The sequence below is a fragment of the Nocardia sp. PLKS1-43 genome (genome assembly GCF_059510335.1).
Map to the genome: position 1 here is coordinate 172,974 of NZ_JCAJZQ010000011.1, position 17,063 is coordinate 190,036.

A 17,063-nucleotide genomic window follows, 5' to 3' on the forward strand; every position below is an offset into this window, starting at 1 on the left:
CGGCGGTCATGCCATTCGCCGGCAGCGTATCGAGGTTTGAAAAATCTGCCCTGAACAGCCAGTTTGGTAAGTCTTCGGTGTAGTGTGTAACCTCGTTCAAGGCTTCGGCGCCCCGGGTGCGAGCGATCGTGATCAGGAGCGCGTGTAGTCATGCCCCCTTAGCTCAGTCGGCAGAGCGTTTCCATGGTAAGGAAAAGGTCAACGGTTCGATTCCGTTAGGGGGCTCGCCGGATTGCCGGTGGTGACCGACGGCATCTCCAGGGTCAGGCACCATCGCAAGCCGACCCTTATGGCGGTGTAGCTCAGTCGGTAGAGCAAACGACTCATAATCGTTGTGTCGCCGGTTCAAGTCCGGCCATCGCTACAAAGACCGATACCTCCCGTCAGGTAGACCGAAAGAAGGCATATCGTGGCCGCGAAGTCCACTGATGTCCGGCCAAAGATCACCTTGGCCTGCGAGCAGTGCAAGCACCGCAACTACATCACCAAGAAGAACCGGCGCAACGACCCGGATCGGCTGGAGCTGAAGAAGTTCTGCCCGAACTGCGGTACTCACCGGGCGCACCGCGAATCTCGCTAGTACTCCACGTGTGCCACTGCCGCACGCGACGTCGGTGAGATCGAGGCGGAAGTTTGCGTAACTGCCAGGTCCAGCGCGTGTCGCAACTCGAGTCAGCCTTCGGTGCCGGAGCAGGGTGTCAACCCTCTCCGGCATTTGGTGTATCCGCGGCAGTGTGTGCTTCGGCAGATCCCGTAGCGGGGTCAGATAGGGACATTCTTCCGTGACTACACAAGCCGCGACCACCGATACCGGAACCGGCTCCGTCGAGGATTTCGACGCGGCCGCGCACGCACGTGACATGGTCGGTCATCATTATCGGGTGGACGACTACTACGAGGTCGGCCGCGAGAAGGTGCGCGAATACGCGCGCGCGGTGCAGGACTACCACCCGGTGCACTGGGACGAGGACGTCGCCCGAGAATACGGCTACGACGGCCTGGTCGCCCCGGTGACCTTCATCTCGCTCGTCGGCATCCTGGCTCAGCGCAAGCTGTTCGAGCAGGTCGTCACGGGTTACGACCTGAGCCAGATCATGCAGACCGATCAGATCCTGGAATTCCACCGGCCGATCGAGGTCGGCGACCAGCTGGTCTGCGACGTGTATCTGCACTCGTTCCGGCAGGCGTTCGGCGGCGACATCATCGTGACGAAGAACATCGTCACCTCGCGGGACGAATTGGTGCTCACCACGTACACCACCCTGGTCGGCCGCAGTGGCGGCGACGTCGACCCGAACATCGCCGAGGCCGTGCGCAACGTGCTGATGCACGGAATCGGCGAGGCTCCCGGACAGCACCCGCGCACCACGCCGCCGGTCACCGAACCGCCCGTGCCGGTCGCCACCGTGCCCGAGCTGCCGGTCAGCACGCATGCGCTGCGTTTCGAGGACGTCAGCGCAGGTGACGAACTGCCCGCGCGCACGGTCCGGCTCACCCGCGGCGATCTGGTCAACTACGCCGGCGTCTCGGGCGACGCGAACCCGATCCACTGGAGCGACGAGATGGTCAAGCTCGCCGGCCTGGACAACGTCGTCGCGCACGGCATGCTCACGATGGGCCTCGGCGGCGGCTTCGTCAGCTCGTGGCTGGGCGATCCGGGCGCGATCAAGGAGTACAACGTCCGGTTCACCAGCCCCGTCTACGTCGCGGCCGACGAGCCCGCCGAGATCGAGTACACCGGCAAGGTGAAGTCGGTGGATCCGCAGGCCCGCACCGCGGTCGTCGCGATGGTCGCCAAGTCCGCCGGACGCAAGATCTTCGGTCGCGCGACGGCCACGGTCCAGCTGGCCTGAGCCGCGCGTCGCGGCGCGGACCCGGCGGTTTCGTGTCCGCCGGGCCCGGATTGGCGGTGCGAGGGGGGCGTACCGTACACTCGGGAACCTGGGGTCACCAGCCGCTGCGCGCTGCTCCGAAGGGGCCGGTTCCGGGTGGATTTCCGCCGGTGCCGGAACACCGCAGGGGCGGCGCGTGTGTTGTGTGGCGACCCGAGTACAACTGAACAGCACCGTGCTGGATCCCGAGTCCAGCCGAAGGGGTGTAGCTCAATTGGCAGAGCAGCGGTCTCCAAAACCGCAGGTTGCAGGTTCAAGTCCTGTCACCCCTGCAAGGATGCCCAGCGACGAGAGAGGATCGACGTGTCCGATGACGATGACACCCGCGCGGTGAGTCGTCCGACCGGCAAACGGTCGTCTCGGCGAGCTCGTTCCGATTCGTCGGATCACGAGACGGGTTCTGTCGCGACGATCGAGCGGGACGACGCTGGATCGCGCAAGACGTCCAAGTCTTCCGGTAAGAAGAAGGCCGGTGGCGGTAAGGGTAATCCCCTCAAGCGCCTGGTGAAGTTCCTGAAAGAGGTTGTTCAGGAACTGCGCAAGGTGATCTGGCCCAACCGCAAGCAGATGGTCACCTATACGAGCGTGGTCCTGGTGTTCGTGATCTTCACGGTCGGGTTCATCTTCTTGTTGGATATGGCGTTCATCAAGGGCGTCAACTGGCTGTTCGGCTAGCTGGCCGTCGGCGCCGGTGACCATTCCGCACGGATGGGTGCTGGATCCATCCGCCGGAATCGACGTCCGGAACGCAGAGGAAGTTAGTGACGACACAGGAAGCGAGTGCCCAGTGAGCACCCCGGAGAACGGCACAACCGAGGAATTCCCGGTCGACGACGTGGCAGACGAGAGCGCCGCGCCGGAGGTCGAGGAGTCCGCGGATTCCGCGCCGATCGCGGAGTCCGCCCCTGGCGACGCGCCTGCCGAGGAGGCCTCCGCCGACGACGAGGTCGACCCCGTCGCCGCGATGAAGGCCGCGCTGCGCCGCGCCCCCGGCGACTGGTACGTCATCCACTCCTATGCCGGTTACGAGAACAAGGTCAAGGCCAACCTCGAGACCCGCGTGCAGAACCTCGGACTCGAGGACTACATCTTCCAGGTCGAGGTTCCGACCGAGCAGGTCACCGAGATCAAGAACGGCCAGCGCAAGAACGTGCAGCGCAAGGTGCTGCCCGGCTACATCCTGGTCCGGATGGATCTCAACGACGAGTCGTGGGGCGCGGTGCGCAACACCCCGGGCGTCACCGGGTTCGTCGGCGCCACCTCGCGGCCGTCGCCGCTGTCCATCAACGACGTGGTGAAGTTCCTGGTCCCCGCCGACCAGCAGCAGCGCAAGCCCGCCGCCGCGGCCGCCGCCAGCACCGAGACCGCCGCCGCCGAGCCGCTGACCAAGCCCGCCATCGAGGTCGACTTCGAGGTCGGCGAGTCGGTGACCGTGATGGACGGCCCGTTCGCCACGCTGCCGGCCAGCATCTCCGAGGTCAACGCCGAGCAGCAGAAGCTCAAGGTGCTGGTGTCGATCTTCGGCCGCGAGACCCCGGTCGAGCTCGCGTTCACGCAGGTCGCGAAGATCTGATTCGGCCGGGGGCGATTTCGGGCCCCCGACTGCGTTCGACTACACTTGCCGGGTTGCGCCTCGGCCGACCGTATTCGTCGTGCGGTCGATTCTGGCCGGGGCGTCATCCGGAGAAGGCTTACGGGAATCCGTAATGACCGAAACAAGGAAGCCCTAACCAAGGAAGAAAGATGCCCCCCAAGAAGAAGAAGGTCGCTGGGCTCATCAAGCTCCAGATCCAGGCCGGCGCCGCGAACCCGGCTCCGCCGGTCGGTCCCGCGCTGGGTCAGCACGGCGTCAACATCATGGAGTTCTGCAAGGCGTACAACGCCGCGACCGAGTCGCAGCGCGGCAACGTCATCCCGGTCGAGATCACGGTCTACGAGGACCGCTCGTTCGACTTCAAGCTGAAGACCCCGCCCGCCGCCAAGCTGCTGCTCAAGGCCGCCGGTGTGCAGAAGGGTTCGCCCGAGCCGCACCGCAACAAGGTCGCCACGGTCTCCATGGACCAGATCCGTGAGATCGCCAAGACCAAGCAGGAAGACCTGAACGCCAACGACATCGACGCCGCGGCGAAGATCATCGCGGGCACCGCCCGTTCGATGGGGATCACCGTCTCGGACTAGTCGCGGCTCTCGCGCAGTGGGAGGGATGGCCAGTCCCGCTACCACTTCTGACTCCAGAACAGGACAGATAATCATGGCAAAACGAAGCAAGGCTTATCTCGAGGCGGCGGCCAAGGTCGACCGTTCTCAGCTGTACTCCCCGCTGACCGCCGCGCGGCTGGCGAAGGAGACCGCCACCAAGAAGACCGACGCCACGGTCGAGGTCGCCGTGCGCCTGGGTGTGGACCCGCGCAAGGCCGACCAGATGGTCCGCGGCACCGTCAACCTGCCGCACGGCACCGGTAAGACCGCTCGCGTCATCGTGTTCGCGGTCGGCGACAAGGCCGCCGAGGCCGAGGCCGCCGGTGCGGACGCCGTGGGCGCCGAGGATCTGATCGAGCGCATCCAGGGCGGCTGGCTGGACTTCGACGCCGCGATCGCCACCCCGGACCAGATGGCCAAGGTCGGCCGCATCGCGCGCGTGCTGGGCCCCCGCGGCCTGATGCCGAACCCGAAGACGGGCACGGTCACCCCCGATGTGACCAAGGCCGTCAACGACATCAAGGGCGGCAAGATCAACTTCCGCGTCGACAAGCAGGCCAACCTGCACTTCGTGATCGGCAAGGCGTCCTTCGACGACGCCAAGCTGGTGGAGAACTACGGCGCCGCGCTCGAGGAGATCATGCGTGTGAAGCCCTCGACCGCGAAGGGCCGCTACGTCAAGAAGGTGACGATTTCGACGAACACCGGCCCGGGCATCCCGGTGGACCCGAACCGCACCCGCAACCTCACCGAAGAGGACGCGTAGTCGCAAGCCGAATCATCAACGGCCGGTACGGATTTCCGTACCGGCCGTTGGTGTATCCACGTCGCGATCGATTGATGATCGTCTGTCGCGGTCGGCGATATTACGTGTTGAGTAGTGGTTATGCTATCGTGGTCGATGGTCACTGACGAGTTCAGTGATCACCCCAAATCGTTCTACCGAAGACCGTTGGTCGCTGTCCGTGTTCTTGTGAGCGCAGGCAGCTGAAGGTCCGGCGATATTGCCGGCGGCCCACGCAGGGAGAGCCGAGGTCGGGAAGCCGTGAGTCCCTTTGGGATTCGCGATGTTTCTTGTGCGCCCCGGAACGCTCTGCGTCCGGGGCGTTTGCTTTGTCACCTCACCTCTGCGGACTTCGGTCGTTCATCAACGAACCGATACCCCTGAGAGGAGGCGAAGTATGGCAATCCAGTGGAAGCACGACCAGGTCGAGGCGATCACCAAGCAGTTCCAGGACGCGACCGCCACCGTGATCACGGAATATCGTGGTCTGTCCGTCGGTAAGCTCACCGAGCTGCGGCGTGCTCTCGGCGACAACGCCACCTACTCCGTCGCCAAGAACACCCTCGTCAAGCGCGCTGCCGCCGACGCGGGCGTCGAGGGCCTGGACGAGCTGTTCGTCGGGCCGACCGCGATCACCTTCATCAATGGTGAGCCGGTCGACGCGGCCAAGGCGCTGAAGACCTTTGCCAAGGACAACAAGTCGCTGGTCATCAAGGGCGGCTACATGGACGGCGCGCCGCTGTCCGTGTCCGAGGTCGAGAAGATCGCCGACCTGGAGTCCCGCGAGGTGCTGCTGGCCAAGCTGGCCGGTGCCATGAAGGGCAACCTCACCAAGGCCGCGGGCCTGTTCGCCGCGCCCGCCGGACAGGTCGCGCGCCTGTTCGCCGCGCTCGAGGACAAGCAGCGTGCCGCCGGCGGCGAAGCCGCCGAATAAGGCACTGCTGGCGCGTCCGTTGAGTCGCCGAATAACCAACCACCCCAACACTTTTCCCGCCTGTGCGGGGAGACCCCACTGAAAGGAGGCCATCATGGCCAACGTTGACGAGCTGCTGGAGACCATCGGCGGCATGACCCTGCTCGAGCTGTCGGACTTCGTCAAGAAGTTCGAGGAGAAGTTCGAGGTCACCGCTGCTGCTCCGGTCGCCGTGGCCGCCGTTGCCGGTGCCCCCGGCGCCGGTGCCGCCGAGGCCGCCGAGGAGCAGGACGAGTTCGACGTCGTCCTCGAGGGCGCCGGTGACAAGAAGATCCAGGTCATCAAGGTCGTCCGCGAAATCGTCTCCGGCCTGGGCCTGAAGGAGGCCAAGGACCTCGTCGAGTCCGCGCCGAAGCCGATCCTGGAGAAGGTCGCCAAGGAGGCCGCCGAGGCCGCCAAGGCGAAGCTGGAAGAGGCCGGCGCCAAGGTCTCGGTCAAGTAAGCAGGCTGAGTCTGCGGCCTCCGCTCCGCTCCGGCGGGTTTGCTGAGTCTGCGGCCTCCGCTCCGCTCCGGCGGGTTTGCGGCGCTGTAAGGCTTACCGCCCGGCCCCGTGTCGGGCACTCGTTCCTCGCACCCGCCACGCGTCCGGGCGGCAAGCCCGCGCCGCAAACCAGGTTGGCGTTGCCCAGGGTTGGCGGACCGAGGTGATGAGGCGCTTTTCCGGCCGGTGTGGCGGTTCGCTTGCGAGCGGGCGGTTCCCTTTGCGGGAGCCGCCCGCTTCGTCTTTCCGAAGCCGGAGAGGTTTTTCACCTCTGGGAGGTTTGCCCAGGTGGGGAAGTGCGTCCGAATAAACCGGAACGTATTACTTCTTACTCTCCGGTAGGGAGGGATGGGAATGCCGGTTTACATGCGATACAGTGACCGCACCCAGTGTGACGCGTCACATCGTGCTGTGTTGTATCGGCCCAGCGCTGGAGCGGTTTCGCACCGAGCGGTGACACGGCATGGGACGGCTCGTTGCAAAGATTATTGTGGAGGTAGGCGTGGGCGTCGAGGTCCGGACCGAAGGTGTCACCAAATCCTTCGGGTCTCAGCGTATTTGGCAGGATGTCACCTTGACTCTGCCCACGGGGGAAGTCAGCGCCCTGCTCGGCCCCTCCGGTACCGGTAAGTCCGTATTCCTGAAGTCGTTGATCGGTCTGCTGCGCCCGGAGCGCGGTTCGATCTTCATCGATGGCACGGACATCACCACCTGCTCCAACAAGGAGCTGTACGAGATCCGCAAGCTGTTCGGCGTCCTGTTCCAGGACGGCGCGCTGTTCGGTTCGATGAACCTGTTCGACAACACCGCGTTCCCGCTGCGTGAGCACACCAAGAAGAGCGAATCCGAGATCAAGAAGATCGTCATGGAGAAGCTCGAGCTCACCGGTCTGCTCGGCGCGGAATCCAAACTGCCCGGCGAGATCTCCGGCGGTATGCGCAAGCGCGCCGGTCTGGCTCGCGCGCTGGTGCTCGATCCGCAGATCATCCTCGTCGACGAGCCGGACTCGGGTCTGGACCCGGTCCGCACCACCTACCTGTCGCAGCTGTTGATCGATATCAACGCGCAGATCGACGCGACGATCCTGATCGTCACGCACAACATCAACCTGGCCCGTACCGTGCCCGACAACATCGGCATGCTGTTCCGCCGCCAGTTGGTCATGTTCGGCCCGCGTGAGGTCCTGCTGACCTCCGAGGAGCCGGTGGTGAAGCAGTTCCTCAACGGCCGCATGGTCGGTCCGATCGGCATGTCCGAGGAGAAGGACGAGGCGCAGATGGCTCGCGAGCAGGCGCTCGCGGAGGCCGGGCACTACGACAACGGCACCGAAGAGGTCGAGGGCATCATCCCGCAGATGAAGGCCACCCCCGGTATGCCCGTGCGCCAGGCCGTGGAGCGTCGTCGTCGCCGGGTCCTGGAAATCATGCACACCCTGCCGCATTCGGCTCAGGTGGCGATCCAGGAATCGATGCAGGAGAACGGCGATACACAAGTTCTCCCGGCCTATACGGGTAATCAGAAGGAATACCCGGGCAACGCGTACGACGCCACCGCTAGACACAACCCAACCAACGGGTAACATACGCTCCCGTGAATCTAACCCTGACGCGGCTGCGCACCCCGGTCGAGTCGGGTTTTGCTCAGGCGGGCAATATCTTTGCGCTGCTCATCAGCGTTGCGCGTAAGACATTCGTCCGGCCGTTCCAATGGCGCGAATTCATCGAACAGTCGTGGTTCATCGCGAGTGTGTCGATCCTTCCCGCGTCCCTGGTGGCAATCCCGTTCGGTGCCGTTGTGGCGTTGCAGACCGGTTCACTGATCAAGCAACTCGGTGCCGAGTCCTTCACCGGCGCAACCAGTGTGCTGGCCACCGTCCAACAGGCCGCCCCCGTCGTCACCGCGCTCATCATCGCCGGTGCGGCGGGTTCGGCCGTCGCCGCGGATCTGGGCTCGCGGACCATCCGCGAGGAGATCGACGCCATGGAGGTGCTGGGCATCGACCCGGTGCAGCGCCTGGTCGTTCCCCGCGTGCTCGGCATGATGCTGGTCGCCCTGCTGCTCAACGGCCTGGTCTCGGTCGTGGGCATCTGCGGCGGCTACTTCTTCAACGTGCTGTTGCAGGGCGGCACGCCGGGTGCGTACCTGGCGTCGTTCTCGGCGCTGGCCCAGCTGCCGGACCTGTGGATCGGCGAAATCAAGGCGCTGTTGTTCGGCCTGCTCGCGGGCGTCATCGCCGCGTACAAGGGGCTGAATCCGAAGGGGGGACCGAAAGGAGTGGGTGACGCGGTGAACCAATCCGTGGTGATCACCTTCCTGGTGCTCTTCTTCGTCAATCTCGTGCTGACGTTGGTGTACCTGCAGATCGTCCCGGCCAAGGGCGCCTGACCATGGTTGTTTCGCAGCGATCCACCAAGAATTTGCGCCGGATCGGCGGTGCCCTGCGGGCTCCCGTCGATGTGATCGATCGCGCCGGCGATCAGATGTCCTTCTACTCCAAGGCGATTGCCTGGATTCCCCGTACCGTCGTGCACTACCGCAAGGAGGTCATGCGGCTGCTGGCCGAGGTGACCTTCGGCTCGGGCGCGCTGGCGGTCATCGGCGGAACCATCGGCGTGGTCGTGATGATGTCGGCCTCGGTCGGTGTCGTGGTCGGCCTGCAGGGCTTCAAGGCCCTCGACGCCCTGGGCTCCTCGGTCCTGACCGGATTCCTCACCGGGTACATCAACACTCGCGAGCTGGCCCCGCTGGTCGCGGCGCTGGCCTTGTCCGCGACGGTCGGGTGTGGTTTCACCGCGCAATTGGGCGCCATGCGGATCTCCGAGGAGATCGATGCGCTCGAGGTGATGGCGGTGCCGGGCGTGCCTTTCCTGGTGACCACGCGCGTGATCGCCGGATTCGTGGCGGTGATTCCGCTCTACATCGTCGGTCTGCTGGGCACGTTCGTGGCCTCGCGGCAGATCAGCGTGTGGTTCGAGGGGCAATCCACCGGCTCCTACGACCACTATTTCAATTTGTTCCTGCCACCACAGGACGTGCTGTATTCGTTCCTGAAGGTGCTGATATTCGCCTTCGTGATCATCCTGATCCACTGCTACTACGGATTCAACGCCTCCGGCGGTCCGGCGGGCGTGGGCGTGGCGGTGGGCCGTGCGGTCCGTGCCTCGATCGTGTTGATCAACATTCTCGATTTCTTTCTGAGCCTGGCTATCTGGGGGACGACGACCACCGTGCGAGTAGCCGGATGAGCGCGGCCGGAATTCAGTTCTGGCGATCGACGGAGAAATTGCGCACGCGCACGCTCGGTGTGCTGTTCTTCGTGGTGATGGCCCTGTTCCTGGGAACGACGGTCGCCATGTACAACAAGGCGTTCACCCCTGTGGTGAAGGTCGATCTGATCACCGACACGGTCGGAAACGCGTTGACGCGCAATGCCGATGTGAAGGTTCGCGGCATCACCGTCGGCGAGGTCCGGTCGAGCCAGCCGCAGGGCAGCAAGGTCACCCTGCATCTGGCGTTGGATCCGGACAAGGCGAAGAGGATCCCGTCCAATGTCACCGCGCGGCTGCTGCCCAAGACGTTGTTCGGCGAGCGGTACGTCGATCTGGTCTGGCCGCAGGATCCCAGCGGACATCTGACCGCGGGACAGACCCTGTACCAGGACGCCAGCGGTAACGCCATCGAGGTCAGCCAGTTGCTGGACAGTGTGCTGCCGCTGCTGCAGGCGATTCCGCCGCAGTATCTGGCCTCCACGCTGGGCGCGCTGTCGCAGGCGCTGGGTGGACAGGGCGCCGAGCTGGGGCGCACGGTGGACCGGCTGGACACGATCTTCCGCGGGCTCAACGGCGTCATGCCGGCCTTGCAGGACGACATCCACAATTTCGCCACCGTCGCGGACACCTACTCCGACGCGCTGCCGCAGCTGGTGGACGCGTTCAACGATCTGCGCACGCTCAACGCCACGATCGTGCAGAAGCGTTCGCAGATCGACACGCTCTACTCGACGCTGACCCCGACCTCCTCGCGGCTGGCCGATTTCCTGACGGCCAACCACGACAACATCATCGACGTCGCCGCCGATTCGCGGCCGGCGTTGCAGTTGCTGGCCACCTATTCCCCTTCATATGCCTGCACCATGCGGAATTTCGCGCAGCAGAAGCCGCGGATCGACCAGATCTTCGGTAAGGGAACCGATCTGCCCGGCTCGCGGGTGTCGATCAAGCTGATCAACCCGCGCGGCCGGTACCTGCCGAATCAGGACGAGCCGCGCTGGTTCGACACCCGGCCGCCGGTGTGTTTCCCGGAATATCCGCTGGGCACCGACGCCGGCCAGTATCCGACCGGTTCGGCCAACGACGGTTCCTACCAGCCGCCGACCCGCAATCCGGGTGATCAGAACATCGGCAAACTGCCGCCGGCGCAGTTCTCGGTCTTCGGCGCGCAGCCGGCCTCGCTGGCCGGTTCACCGTCCGAGGAGCACGCGCTGGGCGCGATCTACGCCGCGGCGAACGGGGTTTCGCCGGACAAGGTACCCAGCTGGGTGAGCCGGATCGGCGCGCCCGCGCTGCGCGGAAGCGAGGTGAGTGTGAAGTGAGCGGCACATTGCGCGGACTGGGTGGGTCGCTGACCAAACTCCTCATCTTCGTCCTGGTCACCGTTCTGGCGACGGTTCTGCTCGGCTTGACGATCGCCAACTATTCCGGCGGCGGTACCGGATTCAAGGCGCGCTTCAGCGATGTGACCTCGCTCAATCCGGGCGACGAGGTGCGCATCGCGGGTGTGCGCGTGGGCAAGGTCACCAAGGTGTCGGTCGTGGATCACGACCAGGCGATGGTGGATTTCCAACTGACCGACCGGGATTGGCTGCCGGCCTCGGTGACCGCGACCATCCGCTACCGGAACCTGGTCGGCGAGCGCTACATCTCGCTCGAGCAGGGCACCGGCCAGCAGGGCCGAAAACTCAACGCGGGCGGCACGATCGGCTTGGACCACACGCGTCCGGCGCTGAATCTGACGACGCTGTTCAACGGGTTCCGCCCGCTGTTCCAGACCCTGACCGCGGACGACGTGAACAAGTTGTCCTACGAGATCATTCAGGTGTTCCAGGGTGAGAAGGGCACCATCAGCGATCTGGTGAGCAATACCGCCGGCTTGACGAACAAGATCGCCGACAAGGATGCGGTGATCGGTCAGATCGTCAAGAACCTCAACGCGATTCTGGATTCGGTGAACAAGAAGAACGGCGCGCTCAACGATCTGATCGTCAACACCGAAGCGCTGGTGAGCGGACTGAACGCCGAACGCGGCACGATCGGCTCGGCGGTCAGCTCGCTGGGTAATCTCGCCTCGGCAACCTCGGATCTGCTGGTGCCGACGGTGCCGACGCTGCAGGGTTCGATCGCGGGATTGAACCAGCTCACCGGCACGCTGAACGACCGGTCGCCCGAGGTGAACGAGGCGCTGACGAATCTGCCGATCAAGATGGAGAAGCTGGGCCGCGCCGCCAGTTACGGCTCCTGGTTCCAGTTCTATCTGTGCGGTATCGACATCGTCGCCGGCCCGGGGATGAAGGACGGCCAGAATCTGAACCTCCCGGCGAATATGCCGACGGTGAATCAGCCGGTCTACACCAATCCCGCGCCGCGGTGCCATGGGAAGGGTGGTCGCTGATGGATGAGCGCAAGCTCCTGGGCCGGCGCAGTCCCGCGTTCATGGGTGCGCTGGGCCTGTTCCTGGTGCTGTTGGTCGCGGTGTCGACGTTCTACCTGGATCGATTGCCGATCATCGGCGCGGGCACCAAGTACACCGCCGAATTCTCCGAGGCCGCCGGGCTGAAGAAGGGCAACGAGGTGCGCATCGCCGGCGTGAAGGTCGGTGATGTGACCGACGTCGGGCTCGACGGCGATCGGGTGCTGGTCTCCTTCCGCACCAAGGACGCCTGGGTCGGTAACGACACCACCGCCTCGATCCAGATCAAGACCGTGCTCGGGCAGAAATATCTGGCACTGGATCCCAAGGGCACCCGCCCGGCTGATCCGTCCATGCGGATTCCGTTGTCGCGCACCGTTTCTCCCTACGACGTGACCGAGGCGTTCCAGGACGCGGCGAAGGATCTCGAGCAGACCGACACCGCGCAACTGGCCAAGAGCATGCAGGTGCTCTCGGACGCGTTCTCCGAGACGCCACCGGAGATCCGCAGCTCGATCGACGGTGTCGCGCGGCTGTCGGAGACGCTGGCCAAACGTGACGAGCAGCTCAAACAGCTGTTCGCGGCGACCAACAAGACCACCAAGGTGCTCGCCGATCGCAATGTCCAGTTCGAGCGGCTGCTGGCCAACGGCGGTCAGCTGCTCGCCGAGCTGAACGTTCGCCAGCAGGCGATCGCGCAGCTGCTGACCGGCGCGAAAACCATTGCGACGGAACTGACCACGCTGGTGCACGACAACGAGAAGCAGATCGGCCCGGCGTTGACCAACCTGCAGAAGTCCATCGACATGCTCAACGACAACCAGCAGAACATCTCCAAGACCCTCACGCTGGCCGCGCCGTTCTACGGGCTCTACGCCAACGTTCTGGGTAACGGCCGCTGGTTCGACGCGGTCATCGTCAACCTGATTCCACCGGCTCTGCCGGACGTCCCGGGCAACCGTCCGCCCATCCGGACCCTGGGAGGCCGCTGATGGAACCCGAGTTCGGGAACGATTCCCCGACCGAGAAAGTCCCGGGGCGCAATGCCGCGCCGGACAAGAAAGACGTTGCGGGAGGCGGTGATTCGCCGACCGAGCAGTTGCCCGTGCAGCAGGCGGGGACGGAAAGCGCCGCGGCCGATGGTGATTCGCCGACCGAGCAGATTCCGGCCCAGTCGGCGAAGGGATCGCCGTCCGGCTCCGCCGCCGGTGGGCGCGAGTCGTCGAAGGGCGAGTCGGCCGAGGCCGCTGCCGGAGCATCCGGCGCGGCGGCGGGCGGATCCGCGGCCGCGGCGTCGTCGGGCGGCGGCCGGCGCGATCCGCTGGGCGCGCTGCGTAAATTCAGCGGTCCCACGAAGATTCTGATCTCCCTGGTAACCGTCGTGGCGGTCGTGGCGGCCGGAGTCGTCTGGTGGCTGTTCGACAGTTTCGACAAGACTCGGATCACCGCGTACTTCGACAAGTCGATCGGCATCTACCAGGGTTCGGATGTGCGCATCCTGGGCGTGCCGGTGGGCAAGGTGGATTCGATCACGCCGATGGGTGATCGGGTGAAGGTCGTCATGTCGGTCGACCGGAAGTACGACATACCGGCCGACGCCTCGGCCGCGCAGATCACCCCCTCGGTGGTCTCGGACCGGTACATCCAGCTCAGCCCGGTCTACAAGGGCGGGCCGAAGATGGCCCGCGAGGCGACCATCCCGAAGGAGCGCACCGCGACGCCGGTCGAGGTGGACCGGCTCTACAAATCCATCGCGCAGCTGTCCGACGAGCTGGGCCCCAACGGCGCCAACAAGAACGGCGCGGTCAACCAGCTGGTCGAGACAGGCGCGAAGAATCTGGCCGGGAACGGTGACGCGCTGGCGAACAGCCTCACCCAGCTCTCGCACGCGGCCAGTTATCTGTCCGACGCGCGCGGTGACATCTTCGGCACGATCAAGAATCTGCAGATCTTCGTGCACACCCTCGCGGTGAACGACGCACAGGTGCGGCAGTTCAACACGCAGCTCGCGGATCTGGCCGGATTCCTCTCCAACGAGCGGCACGATCTGGGGCAGGCGCTGAATCTGCTGTCGGTCGCGCTCGGGGATGTGGCCCGGTTCATCGACGACAACCGCGAGTTGGTCGCGAGCAACGCCGCGTCGCTGACCAAGCTGACCCAGACCCTGGCCGATCAGCGCAACGATGTGGCCAACCTGCTGCCGGTGCTGCCGCTGGCGCTGAGCAACCTGATCAACGTGCACAACGGTGAGACCGGCACGCTGGACATGCGGGCCAACTTCACCGATCTGCAGAATCCGTTCGGGACGATCTGCAAGCTGCTCGATCTGGGGCAGTTGCGCCCGGGTGACCCGAAATTCGACGCGATCAGCCGTCAGATGCGGCCGATCCTGGACAAGTGCAAGACGATCACCGACCAGATCAAGGCGGGCGTGGTGACGCCGACGCTGAACCTGCCGTTCGGCATCCTGAGCGGTGAGAACCAGCAGCGCGCACCGGTGCCGGGGACCGTGCCCGGGACGCCGTCGAATCAGCAGCCGCCCTCGCAGAAGCCGGGAGGCCAGAGGTGAAGTCGCTCAAGATGGCCTGTGCCGCAACGGTTCTGGGCGTCACAACGTTGCTGGTGAGCTCCTGTGGTTCGGCCGGGATCTACAGCGTTCCGCTGCCCGGCGGTGCGAACGTCGGCGATCATCCGCTGCATCTGGACATCCGCTTCGACGACGTGCTGGATCTGGTCCCGCAGTCCGCGGTGAAGGTGGACGGCATTCCGGTGGGCCGGGTGGACAAGATCCAGGTGGCGCCGGACGGCTGGACCGCGAGTGTGCGTGTCGTGGTGAACAATTCGGTGAAACTTCCGTCGAACGCGCACGCCGAGGTGAAACAGACGAATCTGCTGGGCGAGAAGTTCATCGAACTGACCCGGCCCCCGTCGGACGCCTCGGCGAAGCCGTTGCACGACGGCGAGGTGATCCCGGTGCAGAACACCCGGCACGCCACCGAGGTGGAACAGGTCCTGGGCGCATTGTCGTTGCTGCTCAACGGCGGTGGCGTCGCGCAGCTGCAGCCGATCGTCACCGAGCTGAACAAGACTCTCGGTGGTCGCGAGGACCGGGTCCGCTCCCTGCTGAACCAGGCCGACACGCTGATCAAGGGCCTGAACGATCAGGTCGGCGATATCCAGCACGCCCTGGACGGGCTGGGCACGCTGTCCGAGCGGGTCGGTCAGCAGAACGATCAGATCGCCAAGATCCTGGACGAGCTGCCCGCGGGCATCCACATCCTGGATCAGCAGCGTCCCGAACTGATCGGGCTGTTGCAGCAGCTGAATCGGGTCGGCACGGCCGGAATCTCGGTGCTCGACAGGTCCAAGGACAACCTGATCGACGATCTGACCGCGTTGCGCCCGACACTGCAGGAACTGGGACGCTCCGCGCCGGATCTGGTGACGGCCTTCCCGCTGATCCCGACCTATCCGTTCCCCGACGAGGCGATCAAATCCGAATTCGGCGGCTCGGTGAACACCTGGTTGTCGGTGGATCTGCAGATCGGAACCATGTTGAAGGGGCTCGGTGTGGGCGAACCCAATCCGGTCTACATTCCGCCGAAATGGGGTCGTCCGGTACCGGTCGATCCGACGAACCCCTACTACAACGGCAACGGCCCGCGGCCGGCCTGGCCCACGGTTTCGCTGCTCCCGCTGCCGCCGACCGTGGTGGCCCCCGCCAACGCCAAGCCGGGTGATCCGATCGGTTCGATTCTGAATCAGTTGGGAGTGAAGCCGAGATGAGCAAACTCGTCCGCTATCAGCTGATCGCGTTCGGCCTGATCGCCGTGCTCGGCGTGGTCTTCGTCGGCGCGAAGTACGTGCACCTGGACCACATGCTGGGCTTCGGCCAGTATCAGGTGCGGTTGAAGATGGCGACCACCGGAGACGTTTCCAAGGGCTCGGAGGTCACCTACCGCGGCGTGCCGGTCGGCACGGTCGGCGCGCAGGACATCACTCCGGACGGTGTGGTCGTCTACCTGCAGATGGATTCCGGTAAGCCGAAGGTGCCCGCGAACGCCAAGGCGGTCGTGGCCAACCGGTCGGCGATCGGTGAGCAGTACGTGGATCTGGTGCCCTCCAGCGCGGGCGGGCCCTATCTGCGGGACGGTTCGATCATCGTCGGCGGCGAGACGCCGCTTCCGGTGCAGGACCTGTTGGCGAGTGTGAACACCCTGGCCAGCACCACGGATCTGAAGGCGTTGAGCACGACGGTCACCGAGCTGGGCAAGGCGTTCGACGGCCAGGGCGACAATCTGCGCGTCCTGATCGATTCGCTGAACAAGTTCTCCGTGACCGGAGCGGACGCGCTGCCGCAGACGGTGGAGCTGATCAAGGACGCACAGACGGTCCTGCAGACCCAGGTCGATCAGGGCAGTGACATCCGGCAGTTCAGCGACGGCCTGGACAAGGTGGCCGCGCAGCTGCGCGCCAACGATCCCGATATCCGCCGCCTGATCGGCACCGGCACCGACGCCGGTAACGCGGTCGGCAAACTGCTGCAGGAGAGCGGCGCTCCGCTGACCAAGGATCTGGCGAATCTGCGGACGGTGCTGCTGGCGGTCTCGCCGAAGTACTTCGCCCTCAAACCGCTGCTGCAGATGCTGCCGCTGCTGTCGATCGGCGGTTCGGCCACCGCGCCCGGTGACGGGACCACCCACTTCGGGCTGGTGCTGGAAACCAACAATCCGCCGGCCTGTACTCTCGGGTACGAGGGCACGCAGAAGATTCTCGCGCAGATGAAGGCGCAGAATCCGAACTTCGACGACACCCGCGACGATTTCCCGTTCAACAAGGACGCGAAATGCACTGTGCCGCAAGGTAATCCGACGGACGTGCGGGGCGGGGCCCGGGCCCAACTGGCCGATCCGAGCGTTCCACAGCCGTGGGACAACAAGCCCAAGACCGATCCGGACAAGCTGAACCTGACTCCGGTCGCCACCCAGCTGGCCACTCTCATCGGAGTGACGCCGAAGCGGTGACGGCCGGGCAGGGGTGGCAAGTCCG

General features: G+C 65.0%; 17 protein-coding genes and 3 tRNA genes. All 20 read left to right on the forward strand.

What is annotated here, in order from left to right:
• Nucleotides 1-152: 152 nt before the first annotated feature.
• A tRNA-Thr gene (locus tag AC5WS7_RS31020) sits at nucleotides 153-225 on the forward strand.
• Between the two features lie 66 nt (nucleotides 226-291).
• Nucleotides 292-364, forward strand: a tRNA-Met gene (locus AC5WS7_RS31025).
• 45 nt (nucleotides 365-409) lie between these two features.
• Nucleotides 410-580, forward strand: coding sequence for a 50S ribosomal protein L33 (gene rpmG, locus AC5WS7_RS31030; protein ID WP_011211653.1), 171 nt, complete (start codon nucleotides 410-412; stop codon nucleotides 578-580).
• 280 nt (nucleotides 581-860) lie between these two features.
• Nucleotides 861-1,853 (forward strand): fused (3R)-hydroxyacyl-ACP dehydratase subunits HadA/HadB, encoded by a 993-nt coding sequence (locus AC5WS7_RS31035; RefSeq protein WP_495958237.1) that lies wholly within the window; start codon nucleotides 861-863, stop codon nucleotides 1,851-1,853.
• 238 nt (nucleotides 1,854-2,091) lie between these two features.
• Nucleotides 2,092-2,164: transfer RNA gene (locus tag AC5WS7_RS31040), tRNA-Trp, on the forward strand.
• A 25-nt stretch (nucleotides 2,165-2,189) separates the two neighbouring features.
• On the forward strand, nucleotides 2,190-2,567 hold the full coding sequence (secE, locus tag AC5WS7_RS31045; RefSeq protein WP_495958238.1) for a preprotein translocase subunit SecE: 378 nt from the start codon (nucleotides 2,190-2,192) through the stop codon (nucleotides 2,565-2,567).
• 112 nt (nucleotides 2,568-2,679) lie between these two features.
• Nucleotides 2,680-3,465, forward strand: coding sequence for a transcription termination/antitermination protein NusG (gene nusG / locus AC5WS7_RS31050; RefSeq protein WP_495958143.1), 786 nt, complete (start codon nucleotides 2,680-2,682; stop codon nucleotides 3,463-3,465).
• A gap of 170 nt (nucleotides 3,466-3,635) precedes the next feature.
• A complete protein-coding gene (gene rplK, locus AC5WS7_RS31055; RefSeq protein WP_040828125.1) occupies nucleotides 3,636-4,070 on the forward strand; it encodes a 50S ribosomal protein L11 in 435 nt (144 codons plus the stop codon).
• 73 nt (nucleotides 4,071-4,143) lie between these two features.
• Nucleotides 4,144-4,857, forward strand: coding sequence for a 50S ribosomal protein L1 (gene rplA / locus AC5WS7_RS31060; RefSeq protein ID WP_495958144.1), 714 nt, complete (start codon nucleotides 4,144-4,146; stop codon nucleotides 4,855-4,857).
• Between the two features lie 415 nt (nucleotides 4,858-5,272).
• Nucleotides 5,273-5,809, forward strand: coding sequence for a 50S ribosomal protein L10 (gene rplJ, locus AC5WS7_RS31065; protein ID WP_495958145.1), 537 nt, complete (start codon nucleotides 5,273-5,275; stop codon nucleotides 5,807-5,809).
• A gap of 94 nt (nucleotides 5,810-5,903) precedes the next feature.
• Nucleotides 5,904-6,290 carry a 50S ribosomal protein L7/L12 gene (gene rplL / locus AC5WS7_RS31070; protein WP_067896649.1) on the forward strand — a complete coding sequence of 129 codons (387 nt, stop codon included), beginning with the start codon at nucleotides 5,904-5,906 and terminating at the stop codon, nucleotides 6,288-6,290.
• A gap of 502 nt (nucleotides 6,291-6,792) precedes the next feature.
• On the forward strand, nucleotides 6,793-7,908 hold the full coding sequence (locus tag AC5WS7_RS31075; RefSeq protein ID WP_495958146.1) for an ABC transporter ATP-binding protein: 1,116 nt from the start codon (nucleotides 6,793-6,795) through the stop codon (nucleotides 7,906-7,908).
• An 11-nt stretch (nucleotides 7,909-7,919) separates the two neighbouring features.
• Nucleotides 7,920-8,714, forward strand: coding sequence for an MlaE family ABC transporter permease (locus tag AC5WS7_RS31080; protein WP_495958147.1), 795 nt, complete (start codon nucleotides 7,920-7,922; stop codon nucleotides 8,712-8,714).
• Between the two features lie 2 nt (nucleotides 8,715-8,716).
• Nucleotides 8,717-9,574, forward strand: a complete 858-nt coding sequence (locus tag AC5WS7_RS31085; protein ID WP_495958148.1) for an MlaE family ABC transporter permease — start codon at nucleotides 8,717-8,719, stop codon at nucleotides 9,572-9,574.
• Nucleotides 9,571-10,920 (forward strand): MCE family protein, encoded by a 1,350-nt coding sequence (locus tag AC5WS7_RS31090; RefSeq protein ID WP_495958149.1) that lies wholly within the window; start codon nucleotides 9,571-9,573, stop codon nucleotides 10,918-10,920. Before AC5WS7_RS31085 ends, AC5WS7_RS31090 begins: the two co-directional genes overlap by 4 nt.
• Nucleotides 10,921-10,928: 8 nt before the next feature.
• Nucleotides 10,929-11,996: an MCE family protein gene (locus AC5WS7_RS31095; RefSeq protein WP_495958239.1), complete on the forward strand. Its 1,068-nt coding sequence runs from the start codon at nucleotides 10,929-10,931 to the stop codon at nucleotides 11,994-11,996.
• Nucleotides 11,996-13,006, forward strand: a complete 1,011-nt coding sequence (locus tag AC5WS7_RS31100) for an MCE family protein (protein ID WP_495958150.1) — start codon at nucleotides 11,996-11,998, stop codon at nucleotides 13,004-13,006. Before AC5WS7_RS31095 ends, AC5WS7_RS31100 begins: the two co-directional genes overlap by 1 nt.
• A gap of 338 nt (nucleotides 13,007-13,344) precedes the next feature.
• Nucleotides 13,345-14,583 carry an MCE family protein gene (locus tag AC5WS7_RS31105; RefSeq protein ID WP_495958240.1) on the forward strand — a complete coding sequence of 413 codons (1,239 nt, stop codon included), beginning with the start codon at nucleotides 13,345-13,347 and terminating at the stop codon, nucleotides 14,581-14,583.
• Nucleotides 14,584-14,594: 11 nt separating this feature from the next.
• Complete coding sequence (locus AC5WS7_RS31110; protein WP_495958241.1) at nucleotides 14,595-15,800, forward strand: MCE family protein; 1,206 nt, start codon at nucleotides 14,595-14,597, stop codon at nucleotides 15,798-15,800.
• On the forward strand, nucleotides 15,797-17,038 hold the full coding sequence (locus AC5WS7_RS31115) for an MCE family protein (RefSeq protein WP_495958151.1): 1,242 nt from the start codon (nucleotides 15,797-15,799) through the stop codon (nucleotides 17,036-17,038). The genes AC5WS7_RS31110 and AC5WS7_RS31115 overlap by 4 nt, the downstream gene beginning before the upstream one ends.
• Nucleotides 17,039-17,063 lie beyond the last annotated feature (25 nt).

Coding starts and splice junctions, on each gene's coding strand:
- rplK (WP_040828125.1), top strand. CDS start 3,636: ATGCCCCCCAAGAAGAAGAAGGTCGCTGGGCTCATCAAGCTCCAGATC.
- AC5WS7_RS31110 (WP_495958241.1), top strand. CDS start 14,595: ATGGCCTGTGCCGCAACGGTTCTGGGCGTCACAACGTTGCTGGTGAGC.
- AC5WS7_RS31075 (WP_495958146.1), top strand. CDS start 6,793: ATGGGACGGCTCGTTGCAAAGATTATTGTGGAGGTAGGCGTGGGCGTC.
- AC5WS7_RS31115 (WP_495958151.1), top strand. CDS start 15,797: ATGAGCAAACTCGTCCGCTATCAGCTGATCGCGTTCGGCCTGATCGCC.
- rplA (WP_495958144.1), top strand. CDS start 4,144: ATGGCAAAACGAAGCAAGGCTTATCTCGAGGCGGCGGCCAAGGTCGAC.
- AC5WS7_RS31090 (WP_495958149.1), top strand. CDS start 9,571: ATGAGCGCGGCCGGAATTCAGTTCTGGCGATCGACGGAGAAATTGCGC.
- rplJ (WP_495958145.1), top strand. CDS start 5,273: ATGGCAATCCAGTGGAAGCACGACCAGGTCGAGGCGATCACCAAGCAG.
- AC5WS7_RS31085 (WP_495958148.1), top strand. CDS start 8,717: ATGGTTGTTTCGCAGCGATCCACCAAGAATTTGCGCCGGATCGGCGGT.
- AC5WS7_RS31100 (WP_495958150.1), top strand. CDS start 11,996: ATGGATGAGCGCAAGCTCCTGGGCCGGCGCAGTCCCGCGTTCATGGGT.
- AC5WS7_RS31035 (WP_495958237.1), top strand. CDS start 861: ATGGTCGGTCATCATTATCGGGTGGACGACTACTACGAGGTCGGCCGC.
- rplL (WP_067896649.1), top strand. CDS start 5,904: ATGGCCAACGTTGACGAGCTGCTGGAGACCATCGGCGGCATGACCCTG.